The following is a 17,775-nucleotide window of genomic DNA, read 5'->3' as shown; positions in this document are numbered from 1 at the left end:
GATGATGTCCGATAACATTCTGACAGCCAAAAATATTGAGTTGAACGTAGACCTTCAAGGAAAAGAGGAAGCCGTGCGTTATGTGGGGGCTATTCTTAGAGACCAGGGCTATGTAAATGAAGCGTACATTGACGAGATGCTCAAGCGTGAGGAGATAACGTCCACGTATATGGGAAATTATGTAGCGATTCCGCACGGGACTGAAGACGCTAAGAAGTCTGTTTTAGAAACCGGCATTTCTGTTGTGACTGTGCCTGAAGGTGTCGACTTTGGTGATGGTAACATCGTGAAACTGCTCATCGGCATTGCCGGTAAAGGGAATGAGCATCTTGAAGTGCTGTCGCAAATTGCCCTCGTCTGTTCAGAAGAAGAAAACATCGATACCATTTTAGCTGCCAAATCGAAGGAAGATGTCCTGTCCATTTTTAGCGAGGTGAACTAAATGAAAGCTGTTCATTTTGGTGCTGGCAATATCGGGCGGGGATTCATCGGTGCACTGCTCGATCAATCCGGCTATGAAACGGTGTTCGTCGATGTGAATGATGACTTGATTGAAACATTGAATCAACGCCAAGCCTATAATGTCCTCCTGGCTGGTAGCGGAGAGACCTTGACGGTACAACATGTGTCAGGGTTGAATAGCAAGCAGCAACAATTTAAGGTCATTCAAGCCATAGCGGAGGCAGATCTCGTTACGACTGCTGTCGGCCCCCAGATCCTGCCGGTCATTGCTCCTCTTTTGTTAGAGGGATTAAAGCAGCGTATCGAAGTCAATGGCGGCCCGTTGAATATCATTGCCTGTGAAAATATGATCGGTGGCAGTTCGAAGTTGAAAGCCTATATAACTGAAAAATTGGACGATGCGTCGAAGCAGTCGTTTGACCAACAGTTCGGCTTTCCTGATGCTGCGGTTGATCGCATTGTGCCGGACCAAACCCATCAAGATCCTTTAACGGTTGAAGTGGAACCTTTCTATGAATGGGTCGTGGAAACAACAGACCTAAAAGGACCGCGTCCTGAGGTCACAGGCATTACATTTGTCGAGGATCTGACCCCATATATAGAACGGAAGCTGTTTACGGTAAACACCGGCCATGCTGCAGCTGCCTACCTCGGTGATGTCCACGGGCATACGACGATTAAACAAGCGATGGACGATGACCATGTCCGTGGTAAAGTTAAGGGAGCACTGCAGGAATCAGGGGATGTGCTGATTGAAAAGTATGGTTTTAAAGCCGACGATCATCAAGCTTATATTGAGAAAATTATTGAAAGGTTCCTGAATCCCAGCTTGTCTGACGAGATCACCCGAGTGGCTCGAGCGCCTAAACGGAAACTGGGACCGCAAGACCGATTGATTCGTCCGGCAACGGAATACATGGAATGGATCGGTAAACAACCAGAACACTTGGCAGAAGTGATTGCGGCAGCTCTCGTTTATCGTGATGCCAATGATAGTGAAGCTGTTGAATTGGCTGAGTCTGTCAGCGCGTCAGGTGCAATTGCGACGTTAAAGCAGGTTGCCGAACTGGCAGATGATCATCCTCTATTACCTTTAGTCGAACAAAAGCTTGCAACCATCAAATAGTTAAATCCAAACGAGGCAGGCACGCAGTGTTTGCCTCGTTTTTTTAATGGGAGTGAGCATAATTCTTTGAGAAACAGGGTACATAAAGGTTAGATTGGACCGAAGAGGAGGTCTGTACATGACACAATCGCTACTTTCTATTATCATTCCAGCATTTAACGAAGCAGATAATATTGCTCTCATTTATAACGCCCTAAGCGAGCAATTAAATGACACGGGATATAAGTATGAACTTTTATATATAGATGATGGCAGTGCAGACGAAACGTTGAAAAATATTCAACACTTAGCAGCCCAGCATGAGCAAGTTAAATACGTCTCGTTTACGCGGAATTTCGGAAAAGAATCCGCCATTCTTGCCGGCCTTCAGCATGCAAAAGGAGAAGCAACCATTATCATCGACGCTGATCTCCAGCACCCCAGCATGCTGCTGCCTGAGATGATTAAAGGATATGAGGAAGGGTACGATCAAGTGCTCGCTCAACGCGATCGTAAAGGGGAATCTCGGATGCGAGCGGCTTTTTCGGATCTTTATTATTCCATTATGAACAAACTGGCGGATGTGGATTTGCAAAACGGGGTGGGAGACTTTCGTTTGTTGAGCCGACGCGCCGTGCAGGCCGTCTTGAGTTTGAGCGAAGGAAACCGTTTTTCAAAAGGCATATTCTCATGGATCGGCTTTCAACATAAGGTCGTGTTTTACGAAAATGTCGAACGTCAGGAAGGGGAATCCAAGTGGTCGTTCGCCAAACTCTTGAATTACGGGATTGAAGGCCTGGTTTCCTTCAACCATAAACCGTTGCGTATCTGTTTATATACAGGACTACTTGTATTATTGCTTTCAATTTTTTATATTACCATTACGTTTATTCAAATTTTACAGCATGGCATTGATGTTCCGGGCTATTTCACGACTATATCAGCTGTGTTATTTCTCGGTGGTGTGCAATTGTTGAGTTTAGGTGTAATCGGGGAATACATCGGGCGGATTTATTATGAGTCAAAACAGAGACCACACTATTTAGTGCAAGAATCTAATACATCAAGGAGCCAGGCATGAAACGACTGAATAACGAATTTACACGATTCGTCCTCGTGGGCGGCATGAATACATTAAATTATTATATCGTTTATCTCATCCTTCACAACCTTTTTTCCATGCATTATATGATTGCGCACGTGACGGGCTTTGTCGTCAGTTTGGTTATCTCATTCTTCTTGAATGCTTATTTTACCTACCGAGTTAAGCCGACATTGGGGAAATTCCTGAAGTTTCCGCTCAGTCAACTCGTCAATGTATCGATGTCATCCATGCTCGTCTATATGTTTGTGGAGTGGGTTCATTTAAATAGTAACCTGGCACCGATCGTGGCTGTGTTTTTCACGGTGCCTGTCACCTTTATCGTAACGAGTAAAATACTAAAGAATTAATGGTGGTCCTGATGCGTAAAAAACAAACCATACTCCTTCTCATAGCAGCAAGCTTGCTCGTTTCTGTCTTATCCCATTTGTATTTCATTATCGAAACCTTGCAAAATAATTATATGGTCGATACATACGATGGCATGAACCAGGTGCTGCCTTTCAAGCAGCTCCTGTATGAGCAATATACAAACGGCAATTTCTTTTACTCTTTTCATTTAGGGCTGGGTGGCGATACGTATAGCCAACTCAGCTACTATTACTCGACGAACATCTTATTCTTAGCAACGATTCCGTTCGTTTACCTCCTGGAGTTAGCCGGCATCGTTGATTCTCCAGACGCCTTGTTTTGGGCAGAAAGCATCGTTTGGGTCAGTATCTTCCGACTCGCGTTGCTTATTACGGTTACCACCTGTGTATTTTGGTACATGAATCTGCACAAACTCTCCTCGTTCTTAGGGGCGGTCTTGTTCGGGGCTTCGGCGATTTATTTTCGCCATGTTGCACATTGGGAATTCTTTTCAGACGCCTACGTGTGGCTGCCGCTCCTCGTAGTAGGCGTGGAGAAAATTATCCGCGAGCGAAAACCCGGATGGTTTATCTTTGCGGTGGCTGCGATGTTGTTCAATAACTTTTATTTTGCCTACATCCACTTTATTTTCATCGGTATATATATCCTTTTCCGCTGGTTCATACCATTCGAGAAAAATGAGGCAGGCAAACTGCAACAACTTAAACAGTACAGCATCGGCGGGGGCTTAGGTTTTGGCATTGGCTCGTTAAGCTTTATTCCAGCACTGTTTGCATACTTCAATAACTATCGACCGCCGTACCAGGTACCGATTCCTTTCTTCGATTTGTCGGATAACATTTTATTGGACAGCCATTACTTACTGATCCCGACCATTGCACTCTTATTTTTGTTCATGAGGGGGATGTATAAGCATCGTGCCTTCCGTTTATTTGCTGGGATGGCTTTATTGTTTGTCTTGTTTCACTATAGCCCTAAGATGGCCAGTGTATTTAATGGGTTTTCAGCCCCGCGTTATCGCTTTGAGAATACGATAGCGTTTCTGATTGGCGGGGCGGTAGCTGTCGGTCTCCCCCTCTTAAAGCAAGTCAAGGCAAGACAGCTCTGGGTAGCCGCGCTATGTACAGCTCTTGCCTACACGGTGTATGTGGTAGGTGATCCGACGTATGACCTCACGCATTGGCGAGATATGCTTATTCTGATCCAGGCAGTCGCGATATTTGCCGGTGTTTTGCTCCTTGTTTACTTTCCGGGACGCAACATGCTGGTGGGGCTCGTATTATTGGTGATTGCTGGGAACACTGCTGTGATGAACCATTATCATGAGAAAACGCTGAACCGTGAAGGCTATATTGCAAAAGTTACCAAAGATTATATGGAAGACGAAAATTATATGAACGCCGAACAAACCGAGTTGGTTCGGCGTGTTCAATCGTCGTATGAGTCGCCGCTTCCAAGAATGGAATGGGTCGCCAATGATCGTAATAATACACCGCTTGTGCAAGATTTTCGCGGTATCAGCTTATTTTCGAGTTTGATTAATGAAAACATGCTCTTCTTTTACTATCATGATTTAGAAATTGATATGAAACAAGAAAGTACCAGCCGTTATTCAGGGTTTGGCGACCGGGCCAATTTGTACAGCTTTACGAATACGCGTTACATCATGTATGAAAAAGGTGAGGATCGTAACGTGCCGTATGGGTTTGAGCCAATGATGGAGAGTGACCATTATGAAGTTTACCAAAATACGAATAAACTGCCATTTGTGCGGACCCAGAGTGAGGTGTACAGCGAGCAAGCTCTAGAGGATCACTCGTTTGTCACACGAGAGCATGCGATGCTTGATGGCCTCGTTTTAGAAGACCCTGTCCAATCATCAGCTCAATCAGACCGACAAGAAGATTTAATGGAAGGTGCAAGCATTGAACCTGTCAATGCTGGATATAAAGACGGCCAGCTTAATGTCACAGGGGAAACAGGCGGAATCGATATAAACGTCAATAATCCGCCTGAAGATGTCGTTGATTTCTATGTTTCCTTTCATCTGACTAACAATAATAAGGAGGCTCCCTGGTTTCCCTTACACGTCAATGATTTTGAAACGTCACGTAAATCGTTTCAGTCGCTCTATCGCACGGGAGTGAACGATTTGACCATACGCATACCAAAAGATGAAACGATTTCGATTCGCGTGCCAGAAGGCAGTTATACGCTAGACGAATTAGCGGTATATGGTGAATCCTATCAAACACTGGAACGTGTCTCAGCTGAAGACAAAGAACCGAAGGCTGACGTGGAATGGGGCGGCCACTCTATAACCCTAGATTTTAATAATACAGAAAACGAGGATTTTGTAACCATCCCCGTGCCGTATGAAAAGGGATGGCGTGTTAAAGTGAACGGTGAAGAACAAGAAGTCAAGAAGGCGAATTACGCTTTCGTTGCGACAAAGATAGAAGAGGGGCACAACCGAGTGGAATTCACCTATTTCCCTCCCTATTTGAAATGGAGCGCGCTCCTGGCATTGATTTCAGCAGTGCTGGCCCTGTTCTGGCTATTTAAACTGAAGCCTGATAAACGTTGATGATGATGAATAACAGCTCCTGCATGCACTCTACTAATTAGAGACGATGCAGGAGCTTTTTTGTGATTTATAAGTAAGATTGTGCAATTTATATACGGAGTTGGACACTTTGCGTTCATGTTTGCAGCGTTTCCATGCAACTATCTGCCATTTGCAAGCAACTTTTCGTTCATTATGCGCATTCTCCAAAAAATGATCGGCTGGAGTGACCCAATCCGAATCTTGGTCTGATAGCTTTATGAGAATGATAAGTCGTCTAAAAAATATGAAGGAGAGTGGAAAGAATGACAATCAAACGCATACTCGTTATGATGATGGCGGCCATGCTGTTGGTTCCCTCGCTGACTTCAGCACACAATGGCGAATCACATGCTGCTTCAAAGACCCCGGCTTCGGATTTAAGAGCAGATCTTGATCAGTTGTTATCCGAGCATTTTACGTTAGCGGTGATGACGATGATGAAACAGTATGATGAAGTCGAAGATGCTGAAGCGTCGCGAGCTGCCTTGGATCAAAATGCAGCAGATATGACGCCGGCTATCGCCTCTGTATATGGAGAGGAAGCGGCCAAGCAATTTGAAGACATTTTCCGGGAACATAATGATTACACAGACAAGCTTGTTACAGCAGCAAAAGAAGGCGATGAAGCAGCGCGAACAGAAGCTGAACAGGAGATGGAGGCGTTCGTTACGGAGTTCTCCAGTTTTCTTGATCAAGCAACAGAAGGAAATCTTCCGGCAGAAGATGCTGAGGAATTAGTGCGTGCTCACGAAATGGATGTCATCAATACATTTGATCATTATGTAAATGGTGAGTATCAAAAAGCGTATCAAACGTTTCGTGAAGGATTTAAACGCATGTATGATGTGAGTAAGGGCCTTTTTGGCGCAATTGTAACGCAAATGCCAGACGAGTTTAACAACACAAAGGCCGATACGGCTTCAGCAGATTTGCGATCGACCCTTAATCGTTTTGCATCCGAGCACTTTGCCTTGGCTGTGCAAAAAGGGTTTAATAACGCTGAGGATTTCGATTTTACCACATGGGCTGAAGGCCAGCATACTGAGGACTTTACTGCGGCCATTCAATCCGTTTATGGAAAAGATAGCGCATCACAATTTGAAAAAGTATGGCAGCAGGATCACCTTGATGCCCAGGGTGATGTGGTAAGCGCCGCTCTTGAGGAAGATGAAGAGGCTAGAATGAAGGCAGAAGAGCGTCTACACATGTTTGCTGATGAATTTGGCAACTTCCTAGGTAAGGCAACTGAAGGGAATCTTCCAGCTGATGCAGCTACAGATGCTGTTTGGAAGCAAGAAGAGAGTGTCCTGAAAACGTTCGACCAATACGTGGCTGGAGATTATGAGGCAAGCTACGAGTCGTTCCGTGGCGGATTCGGTTACATGTTCGGCGTCGGTGAGACGTTAAGTGAGGCTATTGTAAAACAAATGCCAGACACTTACGGCCAAGATGATATGCCGGAAGCGATGCCAGATACGGGCATGGGTAGGCACCAGTCAGGCGGCTGATTCAAGCACCACGGCCTGGTTGTGGGTATCATTAGGCTTGTTAGCTACAGCTTCAGGTGCGGTCTTGTTCCGTAAGAAAGTATTTCAGTAATCATGTGAAAAAGTAGAGGACGCTTTTTAGATTTGAGTATAAGAGAAGGTGATGGATGATGAAATGGCTCATTTCAATATTATTCAGTGCTGCGGTGACCTTGCTGGCTGTCAGCTTTAGCACGCATGTGTTTTCAAATGGGGCACTTCCTGGACTAGGCGATCAATCAACACAGCAAGAAGACATGCAAAATACCTCTTACTACCAGCCTTCTGAAAAACAGAATAGAGAAAAAGAGACACGCAGTGAAGCGAACGAACTTCAGGAGGAATTTACAGTGTTGAATTCAGAATCATTAAAAGAATCCAATGCTGTATCAGAGGATGATGAGGCTGCGACCAACGATCAGGGGATAGAGCCTGTCAAGGTCAATGTACCTGCCATAGGTGTTGATGCAAAGGTGGAAAAGGTAGGATTACTGGATAATGGCGAGATGGGCGTCCCTGATAGCACAGAACGTGTAGGGTGGTTTGAACCGGGCACAAAAGCAGGCAATGTGGGCAATTCTGTATTAGCTGGGCACGTGGACAGTTATGAAGGACCTGCGGTATTTTTTGATCTGAAGGACTTAAAAAAGGGCGATGAAATAAAGGTAACGAATGCCGATGGAAAAGAATTGACGTTCGTGGTCCGAAAGCTGAAAAGCTACCCTTATGATGATGCGCCAATTGAAGATATTTTCGGCGAAACGGACAAACGCATGTTGAACCTTATAACCTGTACCGGAACCTTTGACCAGGAAACGAGCAATCACTTAGAACGTTTAGTTGTTTTCTCGGAATTGAAAGAAGGCCAAATTGAACAGGAAGAACCTGAACCCGACCCTTTACCGGCACCTGAGAACGTGGAAGTGAACGGCTCGTTTGTGGAATGGCATGCTGTTCGCGATGAACGTGTCGTAGGGTAACGGGTGTATCGCAGTAAAGAGGATGGCGAATTTGAGCATGTGGCCAGTATTTCAGCCCATGAACGTAAAAGCTACACCGATGAACAAGCTGACAAGCACACTTATTACGTCACCACCGTGAGCGAAAATGGCCAAGAATCCCAACCATCATCCAAAACCACCACCAACTAACCATGAAAGAGGCACCCTCTAGAAGGGAGTCTCTTTTTTTGCGTACCTGGTACAAAATGTGGTTTTTCAAATGAGCCGGGTGTGTCGCGCGGGGGTCGTGCTTTGGTCTTAGGTTATGGTAGGTTGGGGTCGTCCGTTTTGTGGAGGTGTTTTCCCTTCCTCAAGCTGATGTTTGGTTTCTCTCTCCTCGCTATACTAAAAAACAGTGAAGAGGAGGAGTTTGAGAATGAATATTGTGGTGATTAATGGATCTTTGCGACAGGAGGGGAGAACACGAATTGCATCATGACAATGATTGCCGTCCCCTGGATCTTTGTCACCATGAACAATGGGGAGAGAGTGTTGGGTCATGTCACGTTGGTGACAACGTTTGTGATTCAAATGGTGACGTCTTATATAGGCCTGATCATTGATTGTTTTTCACGCAAAAATCTTCTGATCATTGTACAAGGCTTGAGGGCCGCAATAATGGGCTTTATGGGGAGGAACGTATTCTTTCGTTCATTTGCAACCATGCTTCAGGTATGCTTTTATTTCAATTTCTTTTATCCGGCGATGCTCGCGTTAAGGCAAGAATTGTTTGCTTCTCACTATTATCAAAAGATCAACGGCATTTTAGAAATCCAAGGTCAAATTTCAACTGTACTAGCCGGAGCTGTAGCGCTTTTTTAATCACACGCGTTAATTTAAGTGCGATATTGTGGATTGACGCTGGCTCTTATCTCTTGTCATGCTTCATTTTAAGCTCACTACGGTATGAAAAGTCATTGGATATTGAAAAAGCTAAGGAACCATTTATGGCGAACATGGCTGCAGGGGCCATTTATTTCCGTAAGCATCCGTGGCGATTTTGGTTTCTCCTGGCCACGTTAATGCCGTTCATTATCATCATGGTAACGAATTATGTATTCCCGATCTATGTGAATCAAGTGTTGGAAGCTGCAGGTGATGTTTACGGAATGAGTGAGTTGCTTTTAGCTATGGGGGCAATGACTGCCGGATGGCTCATTCCATTGTTAGTTAAACGTTTTCAGGAAGTGAAATTGATTTGTATCACGATGGGGGTCTTTTTAGCGGGTAGCATCATCATGCTAGGCTTACCGAATACCCCTGTTTTCCTCGGAGTGGCCATTTTATTGGGGTTCGGTAACGCCGGGTCACGCGTACTAAGAAATACGCTCTTAATGAAGTGGGTGCCGAAGAATCGAATCGGCAGGGTCCATGCCGTTCTGCGTGTGATAGGGCTTGGCATCCGGATAATTCTCATCGGATTATTCACTGAAGTGATTCACCGCACTTCCATCTTTCCTGTTTTTATAGTGTTTGTCTCATTAATAGGGGTGAGTTTGCTTGTCGTCATTAACTGTTCCAAATTTAACCATACCTATAATTCCGTTCAAGGACTACAAGAAAGCGTGAAACCTCCGCGGTAAAAGGGAGGGAAAAGCGTGCTCCTTCACGAAGTAGAAATAGTGTCTGCAAAGGAGGCGGTAACATGAGTCATGGAATGAATCTATTCGGGTATCATTGCTGGGCTAACGAGAAAGTGCTGGATCACTTAAAAACGTTACCTGAAGCGGTATTGTTTCAAGAAGTTAAGAGTGTATTTCCTTCGTTATCTGATCTGTTATATCACATGTACCAGGTGGATTATATCTGGCGTCATGTGATCGCAGGATGCGACGTGGCTGCTTTATTGGATGCGTCCTTTGTTCATGATGACCAGAGGCCCGATACGTTGACCCAATTAGAAGAGAAGTTCAAACTGAATAATAGAGAGCTTGAAGCATTCCTTAATAATCAAGAGGATTTGCAAGCTGAGACGACGATCCATCATCCTCAGTTAGGAACGTTACATACCACGTATTTGGAGTTGCTTCACCATGTGGTCAACCATGGCACCTATCATAGGGGTAATGTGACGGCCATGTTAAGACAATTAGGATTTAAAGGGGTATCAACAGACTATATTTTCTATTTGTACGACAGGAGGGATTAATCATGATTTTGAACGAAGACGAATTTCCTGAGCATAATATGGCAAAATTAATCAAAGGAGCTGTTGTGCCGCGTGCAATTGCCTGGGTTTCATCAATAGATAAGGATGGAATGCCGAACCTGGCGCCGTTCAGTTTTTTTACAGTGGCCTCGATGGATCCGATTACTCTCTGTTTTTCTGCAGGTCCGGGAAACAATGAATCAGGATTTAAAGATACCGTTGCTAATATCAAAGAAACAGGCGAATTTGTCGTGAATATTGTTTCGGAGGATATGGCTAATAAAATGTATGAAAGCAGCAAAAATTATGATCCAGAAGAGGATGAGTTTGCACGTGCAGATATCGCCTCAGCACCTAGTGAACTTGTTCGCGCGCCACGTGTATCAGATTCGCCAGTCAACATGGAGTGTACATTGGATCGAATTGTTGAAGTAGGAGCAAGCAGGCTTATACTTGGCCGGGTTATCTGCTACCATCTCAAGGACGAGATTGAGATGGATTCAGACAAAGTTGACCCGCATAAATTGAAGCCAGTCGGTCGAATGGCAGGCGATTATACGTATGTGCGTGATTTTTATAAACTTCCTAACCCAGACCTAAAGGACTAACGTAGGAAAATGGAAGGGCGTGAAAAGGTTTAGTTTCTTCCATTTTGGTGTACAAAGGAAATAGAGCGCATACAAGATTTGCAGAAATCAATAAACGGAGGTTGAATCATGGAAAGCAAACGAGCAAGCATCATTAGAGAGTCATTAGACGCTTTGGCGGAAGACGCAACCTTTTTGCCAGATTTGAAGGACAAAGAAAGAGAAAAAGCTTTCAAATCATTGGTTTCGTTACTCTCCACCCCTAATCATGTACATAAATCTTTTTTAAGGGTCCCCTTAGAAGACCAACAAGTGATCAGGATCCCGGCTTATCGTGTCCAGCATAATGATATTATGGGACCTTACAAAGGGGGGATCCGTTTCCATGAATCGGTGAATGAAGATGAAACCATTAATTTGGCTGCCTTGATGACCCTGAAAAACGCACTTCATGAGGTGCCGTTCGGCGGAGGAAAAGGCGGGGTCGAAATAGATCCCAAAGACTTCAGTCCGAAAGAATTGAACTTGATTTGTAAGAAGTATGTACAAAATTTCAGTTCAACGTTAGGGACGGAAAAAGATATTCCTGCTCCGGATATGGGAACGGGAGAACGAGAAATGGATTGGATGATGGCTGAATATAAAACCATTCACCCAGGCAAAACTTACCGGGGAAGTTTTACAGGGAAGAGTATCATGAATGGCGGCTCACTTGGCCGCAGGGAAGCTACTGGTAAAGGGGTTTATTTTACGTTTCGTTATATGATACATGATTTTATTAAAGAAAATAAGCAATGGTTTAATAAAATTGACAACAGATTTGCCAAAACAGCTTTGAGTTACTATGACCAACAGCTGGAAATTGCTGTGCAAGGGTTTGGTAACGTCGGTTCGGTTGCCAGCTTGGAAGCCTATCACTGTGATCATCTAAGGAACAAAGTGGTGGCAGTCAGTGACCGCAATGTGGTGTTATATAATTCAGAAGGATTGGACATCCCGTCTTTAATAGAATTCAAGAATAAACACGAAGAGGATCTGCCAACCAGCAAGCATGAACTTTCCGAGGCAGGTATAAAAGCGGACGTGCTTAACCGGGATGATATTTTGTCGTTGGATGTCGATGTGCTTATTCTGGCTGCATTGGAAGATCAGATTCACGAGGGAAATATGGCCGACATTAAGGCTGATATTCTTGTGGAAGGGGCCAACGCGCCTATAACGGAAGAAGCTGACGAGTATCTGGCAGACAAGGGCGTTGTGATTGTGCCTGATATTCTTGCTAACGCCGGCGGGGTTATTGTTTCCTATTTAGAATGGATGCAAGGTCGGGAAACTCAGTTTTATGACGAAGACCAAATTTATAAACTGCTATTCGACAAAATGAAATCAACGGTCGAAACGATTTATCCGCAATTCTTCGGCGATCCATTTCCGCTTAGGCAAAACTGCTATATTCACTCGGTCATGAAGTTATCGACGGTTTTATATCGTCAAGGGAAACTGTATTAATAATGCCGGGATCCCCAGAGATTCTACCCATGAGATAGCACTATTTGTTTGATATATAAAATGCCCTTCAGCATCGGTGTCTAACGCACTTTATGCTGAAGGGCTTTTTTGACCGAATTCCATACCAATTCCCCTTAGAAATAGGACCGTTTTCTAAGGGTTTAGCGTTCCGTATGATGCCGCTTATAAACATAAAAGGAACACAAAGAAACGCTTGGATTTTGATTATCCAAGCGTTTCAAAGGTTAGGCGAGTCAACATCCGCCTTATTAATTTTGTTTTTCAGGTTGGCCTGGTTTACTTTTTTCACTAATCGGCTGAACTTCATCCAAGAAACGCAGTAAATCGCCGTATACGACTTTATCTGACATTTCTAATTCAGTCTGTGCTTTTTCTTTAATCGGGTCACACTTAGCTGCTTCGATTTCTTCACCTGAGCTTTTGTCATAGCAAATATTTTCTTTAGCTGAATAGAGTCTATCTTCTGACACCGCACTGCCGTTACGGAAGATAGCTAGTTCTTCGCGGTTTTTGGCTAGTAGGTCGGTACCGAATTGAATATCTTGTTCTGTTCCTACACCTAGTAAATGAAGGATAGTAGGTTTTAAGTCAACTTGACTTCCCACGGTCTCCATGGTTTTACCTTCTAGACCAGGGGAGTGAATGATCAATGGTACTTTTTGGAGTTGAGCGTGCTCAAATGGTCGAATCTCTTTACCAAGGAGTTCACTCATAGCTCTGTTGTGGTTCTCAGAAATACCGTAGTGATCACCATAGAATACGAATACGGTATCTTTATATTCCCCGGCATCCTTCATATCCTGCATGAACTTCTTCAAGGCTTCGTCCATATATCGTGCCGTTTGGAAATAACGGTCAACTGACCCATCGCCTGTGTTGGCAGGTTCTATCATCTTATTTTTCTCATCTTCAAGAATATAAGGATAGTGGTGTGTCAGTGTAATAAATTTAGAATAGTAAGGTTCCTCTAAACTTTTGATTTTTGGAATGGACTGCTTGAAGAAAGGGATATCCTTCAGGCCATAGTTAACGGAATTTTCTTCGGTTACATCATATTGTTCTTCAGAAAAGAACTTATCATAGCCAAGTGATTTGTACATAATATCGCGGTTCCAGAAACTGTCATTGTTGCCGTGGAAGGCCGCTGACGTGTAGCCCTTTTCTTTTTTTAGAATTTCCGGGGTCGCATTGAATTCATTCCCGGAATTCGTGGTGAATACAGCACCTCTTGGCAGACCATACATCGAGTTATCTAATAGAAACTCAGAATCAGAGGTTTTACCTTGTGCTGTATTATGATAGAAATTTTTGAAATACAGGCTGTCCCCGATCAAGTCGTTCAGGAATGGCGTGACTTCCTGGCCATTGACCTTGTAATTTATGACGAAGTTTTGCAAGGATTCCATTGAAACCAAGACAACGTTTTTGCCTTCTGCTTTCCCAAAGTATTCTCCCGGCTTTCCTTTTTGAGCATTGACGTAGTGTTGCACCTCGGATAGTTCACTGCTCTCTGCGAAAGCGCGGTGTGTCGTTGATTTAGCTGTCATAACTCCATCATAAACGTGAAAATTGTAGACACCGAGCAGTTTAACTAACATGGCGCGGTCGAATGTTCGTGTCAGTAGTTCAGGACGTTCTGTTTCAGCCATTGCTAAGTTGACGGCCATTGCCATGACAGCTGTCGAAAAGATAAGGCCGATTGTGCGTTTGCGCAATGCCAAAAAGTATTGGCTGTCCTGCATTTTTACCCACACACATACTGCAATAAAGTCGATCCATAGCATGATGTCTGATAGGTGCATTAATTCTGCTGCGCTTCCACCAAGTTCACCGAAGTTCTGATACTGCATCAAGACCGGTACCGTGATGAAATCGTTAAAGAACCGGAAATAAACGACGTTCGCGAATAAAACAAACGACAGAATAAAGTACAGTGTCAAAAATGCTTTCATTCGGTGTTTTTTTGCAAACATGAAACTCAATCCTAAGAAAACGATGATTGAGCCTAGTGGTGCAATAACCAGGATAATTTCCTGCATTGTATTTTCAATATCAAGTGTAAATGCAAAACGAAAGGTAAAATACGATTTAATCCATAACATTAGCGTGGCAATGGCAAAAAAGAACAAGCCATTGTTCATTAAATCTTTGAGTCTATTATTCATTCTTTTCCTCCTCTGGTTTGTCCTATCCCGAGGTTTGAATCAGGTTATAAATTTAACAAAAAATTTACATTTGGTCAATATAAAAAGGGGGTTGTTCACATTAAGTTCACATTACGGCACGGTGACACGTAATTATTCAGGTAAGATATGGATTTAATCTAAAATTGATGTTAAGTTAAGTTGACAAAATGTTAAGTTGACTATACAATATAGTAAATTTTAGAAAGTGATGATTTCCCCTATGCTGATTAATCGTGTAAAAGAATTAAGAGCTAAACATAATTTATCACAAGCCGATCTAGCCAAAGCTGTAGGTGTAACACGACAGACGATTGCCGCCTTGGAAAAAGGGGACTATGTGCCGTCATTACTGCTGGCGATGAATATTTCAGATGTATTTGAATGTCGTATTGAAAAAATATTTACTCGGGAGGAAAACTATGAAAATCGGGTTTAAAGCGTTTGCTTCCACTACGTTTATTGTGCTCTTCGGCTGGTCTATGATTGCGATGTTCGACGGATTTGTACAGCTTGCCGATGCGTTTCATAATCCTCAGTCATCATTGGGCATTACAATTACAGTAACGCCTATCTTAGCAGCGTTAGTCGTAATTGGAGTGCTCAGCACGATGACCTTCCTGAAAAAACGAAAAACGCATCACTCTTGGACGAAAGCTTTCTTTCTGCCTCCAGAGTTGGAAGAAGCTGATGAACGAGAACGCCACATTACAGGGGAAGCGTGCCGGAACGCTTATATTGCCATGTGGTATGGTTTTCCCCTGGTTACAGTACTAATGTTTGTTTACCCGTTTGTCTCAGAATTAATCCCTTATTATCCGATTATGGTGTTGCTATTGTTGCCGCTTATTCAATCTTTGGTTTTCTTTATCTCCTGGAAAACAGCTTAAGCTGACACTAAAAGACGTTTAATAAGGGGCAGGCTACTATAACATTGAATACCGGATTTCCCTTTTACGTATTATGGTAAAGGGAGGTGGCGTGATGTATGACACACGCGAAACGGAGTATGCCGAACTTTCGTATCCGGATGACAAACTGGCTATAATCCGAAACGGTTTGCCACCCGGAACTGGACCCAAACGCATCGTCATCGCAGGGGCAGGGATGGCAGGTCTGATCGCCGGCTCGCTGCTTAAGGAAGCCGGGCACCACGTCACACTATTAGAAGGGAACCAACGTATAGGCGGGCGCATTTTCACGTTGCGCCAGCCATTCACAGCAGGTAATTATCTTGATATGGGGGCGATGCGTATTCCAGATACGCACAAACTCGTATTTGAATACATTAAAAAGTTCAATCTCCCGACTAACGTATTTCGAAACACGACCCCGGAAGATATGTTGGTCGTTAACGGTATTCAGGCTTATGTATCACAGTATGAAGAGAACCCTGATTTACTTGATTACCCTCTCCCGCCCGAAGAACAAGGCAAGACGGCGAGTGAGCTTTTCCTGGCTGCGGTCCAGCCGTTCATCGATCTTTATAATAACTCCTCAGAAGAACAAAAAGCATTATTAAGGAAGAATTTTGATAGGTATTCGTTTGATAATTTCTTGAGGTTTAACCCCATAGGTCCTTCCCTATCTCCCAATGCGATTCGTATGATCAAAGTTATTCTTGGCATAGAAGGGTTCCCAGAATTTTCATTCGTTGATATTTTATTGGATATCGTCAGCACCATATTTAATGAAGAATTGAAATTTTATGAAATAACAGGCGGCAACGATCAATTGCCGTTATCTTTTTTGCCCCTATTGAAAGAGAATATTTTATGCGGCCAAAAGGTAACGAGGTTGGAACAGGCAAAAGATAGCGTAACCATGTACACTCGCGAAACAGGAACAGGGAAGAATTATGCTTTTGAAGCTGATGCGGCCATTGTTACGCTTCCCTATTCAGTGTTCCAATACGTCGATGTCGTGCCGTTTGATTCTTTTTCATTTAAAAAATGGAAAGCCATCCGCGAGTTGAATTACGTCCCCTCCGTCAAAATAGGGATTGAATTTCGTGATAAATTTTGGGAAAAGGCGGCTATCGGGAACATTACGTCTGACGAGCCGATACGGTTCATATATCCGCCCAGCCACGGTATAGGAGAAAAAGGTCCCGGGGTGCTGCTCGCGAGCTATAGCTGGGGACAGAACGCTTTACTTTGGAACAGTTTACCTGTAGAGGAACAAATTCGTGAGGTGTTAAACAGCCTAGCCAAAATGTATGGCAATCAGGTTTATGCCTCGTTTTTACAGGGCGCATCATTTAATTGGAGCCAAAATCCCTTTTCCGCTGGTTGCTTCACTTTGTATACGCCGAATCAAGAGACTGATTTAGCGGAGGCCGTACACCAGCCTGAAGGACGTGTCCATTTTGCAGGTGAGCACACGTCCGAATTTCACGGCTGGATCGAAGGAGCCGTGGAGTCGGGGATTCGTGCCGCTTATGAAGTCCAGATGAGGTCGAAATAACAGGAAGATTATGAAAAAATGAGAAAAAATTGCACGATTTTTGGGACCTTCCTTCAATGTGATCGTCAAATGGGTACATCACATTTTAAGGAGGTTATAGTATGTTAAAGAAGTTCATGTCAATTACCCTAGGGGTGCTGCTGGCTTTCAGCTTTTCCAGCCAAGTTTTTGCAGACAATCATGGAGAGCCGCCCGTAGATGAGCTCGAACAGAAATTTGAAAATTGGGTCATTCAAGAGACAGATTCTAACCTGCAAGTTAAGAATTTTGATTCCAAAGCAGGCTTGAAAAACAAATTAGCTGAGATCATGACGGATTCTCTAGCCAACTATTACGTGGAAAATTATTATTATGAAGAAGATGGAAATCTTTACATTGAAGAAAAAGACGGACCTCTTATGGTTCAGACCGATCAGGATTATGAATTGGAAGCAAAAAGTGATAACCACTATATGTTGACACAATCCGGCAGCAACCAATTGCGCGATGATTACACGTTAACCGTCGAGTATAAATACGAAGATGGCCAATGGATGATGGAAGACCGTAACGATAAAATTGGCAGTGAGGGCGGCGAAATGCCGGATACCGCAACATCATTGCCGCTTGTCATGAGCCTTGGTGCTTTGATGATCGTGATGGGCTTTGGGTTGACTTTCTTTAGAAAACGCTCAGCAGCCTAAT

The 17,775-nt window shown here is 43.7% G+C and carries 18 protein-coding genes; 17 read left to right on the top strand and 1 reads right to left on the bottom strand.

Going from position 1 to position 17,775, the window contains the following annotated elements; genetic code table 11:
• Window positions 1-4: 4 nt before the first annotated feature.
• The 13 genes from HOP45_RS15975 to HOP45_RS15915 all read left to right on the top strand — a co-directional run bounded on the left by HOP45_RS15975 (window position 5) and on the right by HOP45_RS15915 (window position 12,421).
• On the top strand, window positions 5-442 hold the full coding sequence (locus HOP45_RS15975) for a PTS mannitol transporter subunit IIA (protein WP_181350380.1): 438 nt from the start codon (window positions 5-7) through the stop codon (window positions 440-442).
• Window positions 443-1,588 carry a mannitol-1-phosphate 5-dehydrogenase gene (locus HOP45_RS15970; protein WP_181350379.1) on the top strand — a complete coding sequence of 382 codons (1,146 nt, stop codon included), beginning with the start codon at window positions 443-445 and terminating at the stop codon, window positions 1,586-1,588.
• 118 nt (window positions 1,589-1,706) lie between these two features.
• The gene (locus HOP45_RS15965; RefSeq protein ID WP_181350378.1) at window positions 1,707-2,648 is read left to right on the top strand and encodes a glycosyltransferase family 2 protein; all 942 of its coding nucleotides are present in this window, start codon (window positions 1,707-1,709) and stop codon (window positions 2,646-2,648) included.
• Window positions 2,645-3,019 (top strand): GtrA family protein, encoded by a 375-nt coding sequence (locus HOP45_RS15960; protein ID WP_181350377.1) that lies wholly within the window; start codon window positions 2,645-2,647, stop codon window positions 3,017-3,019. Before HOP45_RS15965 ends, HOP45_RS15960 begins: the two co-directional genes overlap by 4 nt.
• A gap of 11 nt (window positions 3,020-3,030) precedes the next feature.
• Window positions 3,031-5,628 carry a YfhO family protein gene (locus HOP45_RS15955; RefSeq protein WP_181350376.1) on the top strand — a complete coding sequence of 866 codons (2,598 nt, stop codon included), beginning with the start codon at window positions 3,031-3,033 and terminating at the stop codon, window positions 5,626-5,628.
• A 284-nt stretch (window positions 5,629-5,912) separates the two neighbouring features.
• Window positions 5,913-7,157, top strand: a complete 1,245-nt coding sequence (locus HOP45_RS15950) for a copper amine oxidase (protein WP_255437709.1) — start codon at window positions 5,913-5,915, stop codon at window positions 7,155-7,157.
• A gap of 146 nt (window positions 7,158-7,303) precedes the next feature.
• Window positions 7,304-8,155, top strand: a complete 852-nt coding sequence (locus tag HOP45_RS15945) for a class F sortase (protein WP_181350375.1) — start codon at window positions 7,304-7,306, stop codon at window positions 8,153-8,155.
• A 3-nt stretch (window positions 8,156-8,158) separates the two neighbouring features.
• Window positions 8,159-8,326, top strand: a complete 168-nt coding sequence (locus tag HOP45_RS15940; RefSeq protein ID WP_181350374.1) for a hypothetical protein — start codon at window positions 8,159-8,161, stop codon at window positions 8,324-8,326.
• Window positions 8,327-8,611: 285 nt separating this feature from the next.
• Window positions 8,612-8,998 (top strand): MFS transporter, encoded by a 387-nt coding sequence (locus HOP45_RS15935; protein WP_181350373.1) that lies wholly within the window; start codon window positions 8,612-8,614, stop codon window positions 8,996-8,998.
• A gap of 26 nt (window positions 8,999-9,024) precedes the next feature.
• Window positions 9,025-9,759 carry an MFS transporter gene (locus HOP45_RS15930; RefSeq protein WP_181350372.1) on the top strand — a complete coding sequence of 245 codons (735 nt, stop codon included), beginning with the start codon at window positions 9,025-9,027 and terminating at the stop codon, window positions 9,757-9,759.
• A gap of 62 nt (window positions 9,760-9,821) precedes the next feature.
• Window positions 9,822-10,325 carry a DinB family protein gene (locus tag HOP45_RS15925; protein ID WP_181350371.1) on the top strand — a complete coding sequence of 168 codons (504 nt, stop codon included), beginning with the start codon at window positions 9,822-9,824 and terminating at the stop codon, window positions 10,323-10,325.
• A 2-nt stretch (window positions 10,326-10,327) separates the two neighbouring features.
• Window positions 10,328-10,933: a flavin reductase family protein gene (locus HOP45_RS15920; RefSeq protein ID WP_181350370.1), complete on the top strand. Its 606-nt coding sequence runs from the start codon at window positions 10,328-10,330 to the stop codon at window positions 10,931-10,933.
• A gap of 108 nt (window positions 10,934-11,041) precedes the next feature.
• Window positions 11,042-12,421 carry a Glu/Leu/Phe/Val family dehydrogenase gene (locus HOP45_RS15915; RefSeq protein WP_181350369.1) on the top strand — a complete coding sequence of 460 codons (1,380 nt, stop codon included), beginning with the start codon at window positions 11,042-11,044 and terminating at the stop codon, window positions 12,419-12,421.
• A gap of 269 nt (window positions 12,422-12,690) precedes the next feature.
• On the opposite strand, the gene HOP45_RS15910 is transcribed toward HOP45_RS15915, so the two are convergent.
• Window positions 12,691-14,607 (bottom strand): LTA synthase family protein, encoded by a 1,917-nt coding sequence (locus tag HOP45_RS15910; RefSeq protein ID WP_181350368.1) that lies wholly within the window; start codon window positions 14,605-14,607, stop codon window positions 12,691-12,693.
• Between the two features lie 229 nt (window positions 14,608-14,836).
• On the opposite strand from HOP45_RS15910, the gene HOP45_RS15905 reads away from it, so the two are divergent.
• From HOP45_RS15905 to HOP45_RS15890, 4 genes are all read left to right on the top strand, one after another.
• The gene (locus tag HOP45_RS15905) at window positions 14,837-15,064 is read left to right on the top strand and encodes a helix-turn-helix transcriptional regulator (protein ID WP_181350367.1); all 228 of its coding nucleotides are present in this window, start codon (window positions 14,837-14,839) and stop codon (window positions 15,062-15,064) included.
• A complete protein-coding gene (locus tag HOP45_RS15900; RefSeq protein WP_181350366.1) occupies window positions 15,048-15,515 on the top strand; it encodes a hypothetical protein in 468 nt (155 codons plus the stop codon). The genes HOP45_RS15905 and HOP45_RS15900 overlap by 17 nt, the downstream gene beginning before the upstream one ends.
• A gap of 94 nt (window positions 15,516-15,609) precedes the next feature.
• Window positions 15,610-17,091: a flavin monoamine oxidase family protein gene (locus tag HOP45_RS15895; protein ID WP_181350365.1), complete on the top strand. Its 1,482-nt coding sequence runs from the start codon at window positions 15,610-15,612 to the stop codon at window positions 17,089-17,091.
• Window positions 17,092-17,192: 101 nt separating this feature from the next.
• On the top strand, window positions 17,193-17,774 hold the full coding sequence (locus HOP45_RS15890; protein WP_181350364.1) for a hypothetical protein: 582 nt from the start codon (window positions 17,193-17,195) through the stop codon (window positions 17,772-17,774).
• Window position 17,775: the final 1 nt, after the last annotated feature.

The organism is Thalassobacillus sp. CUG 92003 (assembly GCF_013618635.1).
Classification (GTDB): Bacteria; Bacillota; Bacilli; order Bacillales; family Halobacillaceae; genus CUG-92003.
The sequence above is the reverse complement of the archived record's forward strand: the minus strand, read 5'-3'. Positions and strand labels throughout refer to the sequence as shown.

Coding starts and splice junctions, on each gene's coding strand:
- HOP45_RS15900 (WP_181350366.1), top strand. CDS start 15,048: ATGAAAATCGGGTTTAAAGCGTTTGCTTCCACTACGTTTATTGTGCTC.
- HOP45_RS15945 (WP_181350375.1), top strand. CDS start 7,304: ATGATGAAATGGCTCATTTCAATATTATTCAGTGCTGCGGTGACCTTG.
- HOP45_RS15920 (WP_181350370.1), top strand. CDS start 10,328: ATGATTTTGAACGAAGACGAATTTCCTGAGCATAATATGGCAAAATTA.
- HOP45_RS15950 (WP_255437709.1), top strand. CDS start 5,913: ATGACAATCAAACGCATACTCGTTATGATGATGGCGGCCATGCTGTTG.
- HOP45_RS15960 (WP_181350377.1), top strand. CDS start 2,645: ATGAAACGACTGAATAACGAATTTACACGATTCGTCCTCGTGGGCGGC.
- HOP45_RS15910 (WP_181350368.1), bottom strand. CDS start 14,607: ATGAATAATAGACTCAAAGATTTAATGAACAATGGCTTGTTCTTTTTT.
- HOP45_RS15975 (WP_181350380.1), top strand. CDS start 5: ATGTCCGATAACATTCTGACAGCCAAAAATATTGAGTTGAACGTAGAC.
- HOP45_RS15925 (WP_181350371.1), top strand. CDS start 9,822: ATGAGTCATGGAATGAATCTATTCGGGTATCATTGCTGGGCTAACGAG.
- HOP45_RS15890 (WP_181350364.1), top strand. CDS start 17,193: ATGTTAAAGAAGTTCATGTCAATTACCCTAGGGGTGCTGCTGGCTTTC.
- HOP45_RS15895 (WP_181350365.1), top strand. CDS start 15,610: ATGTATGACACACGCGAAACGGAGTATGCCGAACTTTCGTATCCGGAT.
- HOP45_RS15915 (WP_181350369.1), top strand. CDS start 11,042: ATGGAAAGCAAACGAGCAAGCATCATTAGAGAGTCATTAGACGCTTTG.
- HOP45_RS15955 (WP_181350376.1), top strand. CDS start 3,031: ATGCGTAAAAAACAAACCATACTCCTTCTCATAGCAGCAAGCTTGCTC.
- HOP45_RS15935 (WP_181350373.1), top strand. CDS start 8,612: ATGACAATGATTGCCGTCCCCTGGATCTTTGTCACCATGAACAATGGG.
- HOP45_RS15905 (WP_181350367.1), top strand. CDS start 14,837: ATGATTTCCCCTATGCTGATTAATCGTGTAAAAGAATTAAGAGCTAAA.
- HOP45_RS15970 (WP_181350379.1), top strand. CDS start 443: ATGAAAGCTGTTCATTTTGGTGCTGGCAATATCGGGCGGGGATTCATC.
- HOP45_RS15965 (WP_181350378.1), top strand. CDS start 1,707: ATGACACAATCGCTACTTTCTATTATCATTCCAGCATTTAACGAAGCA.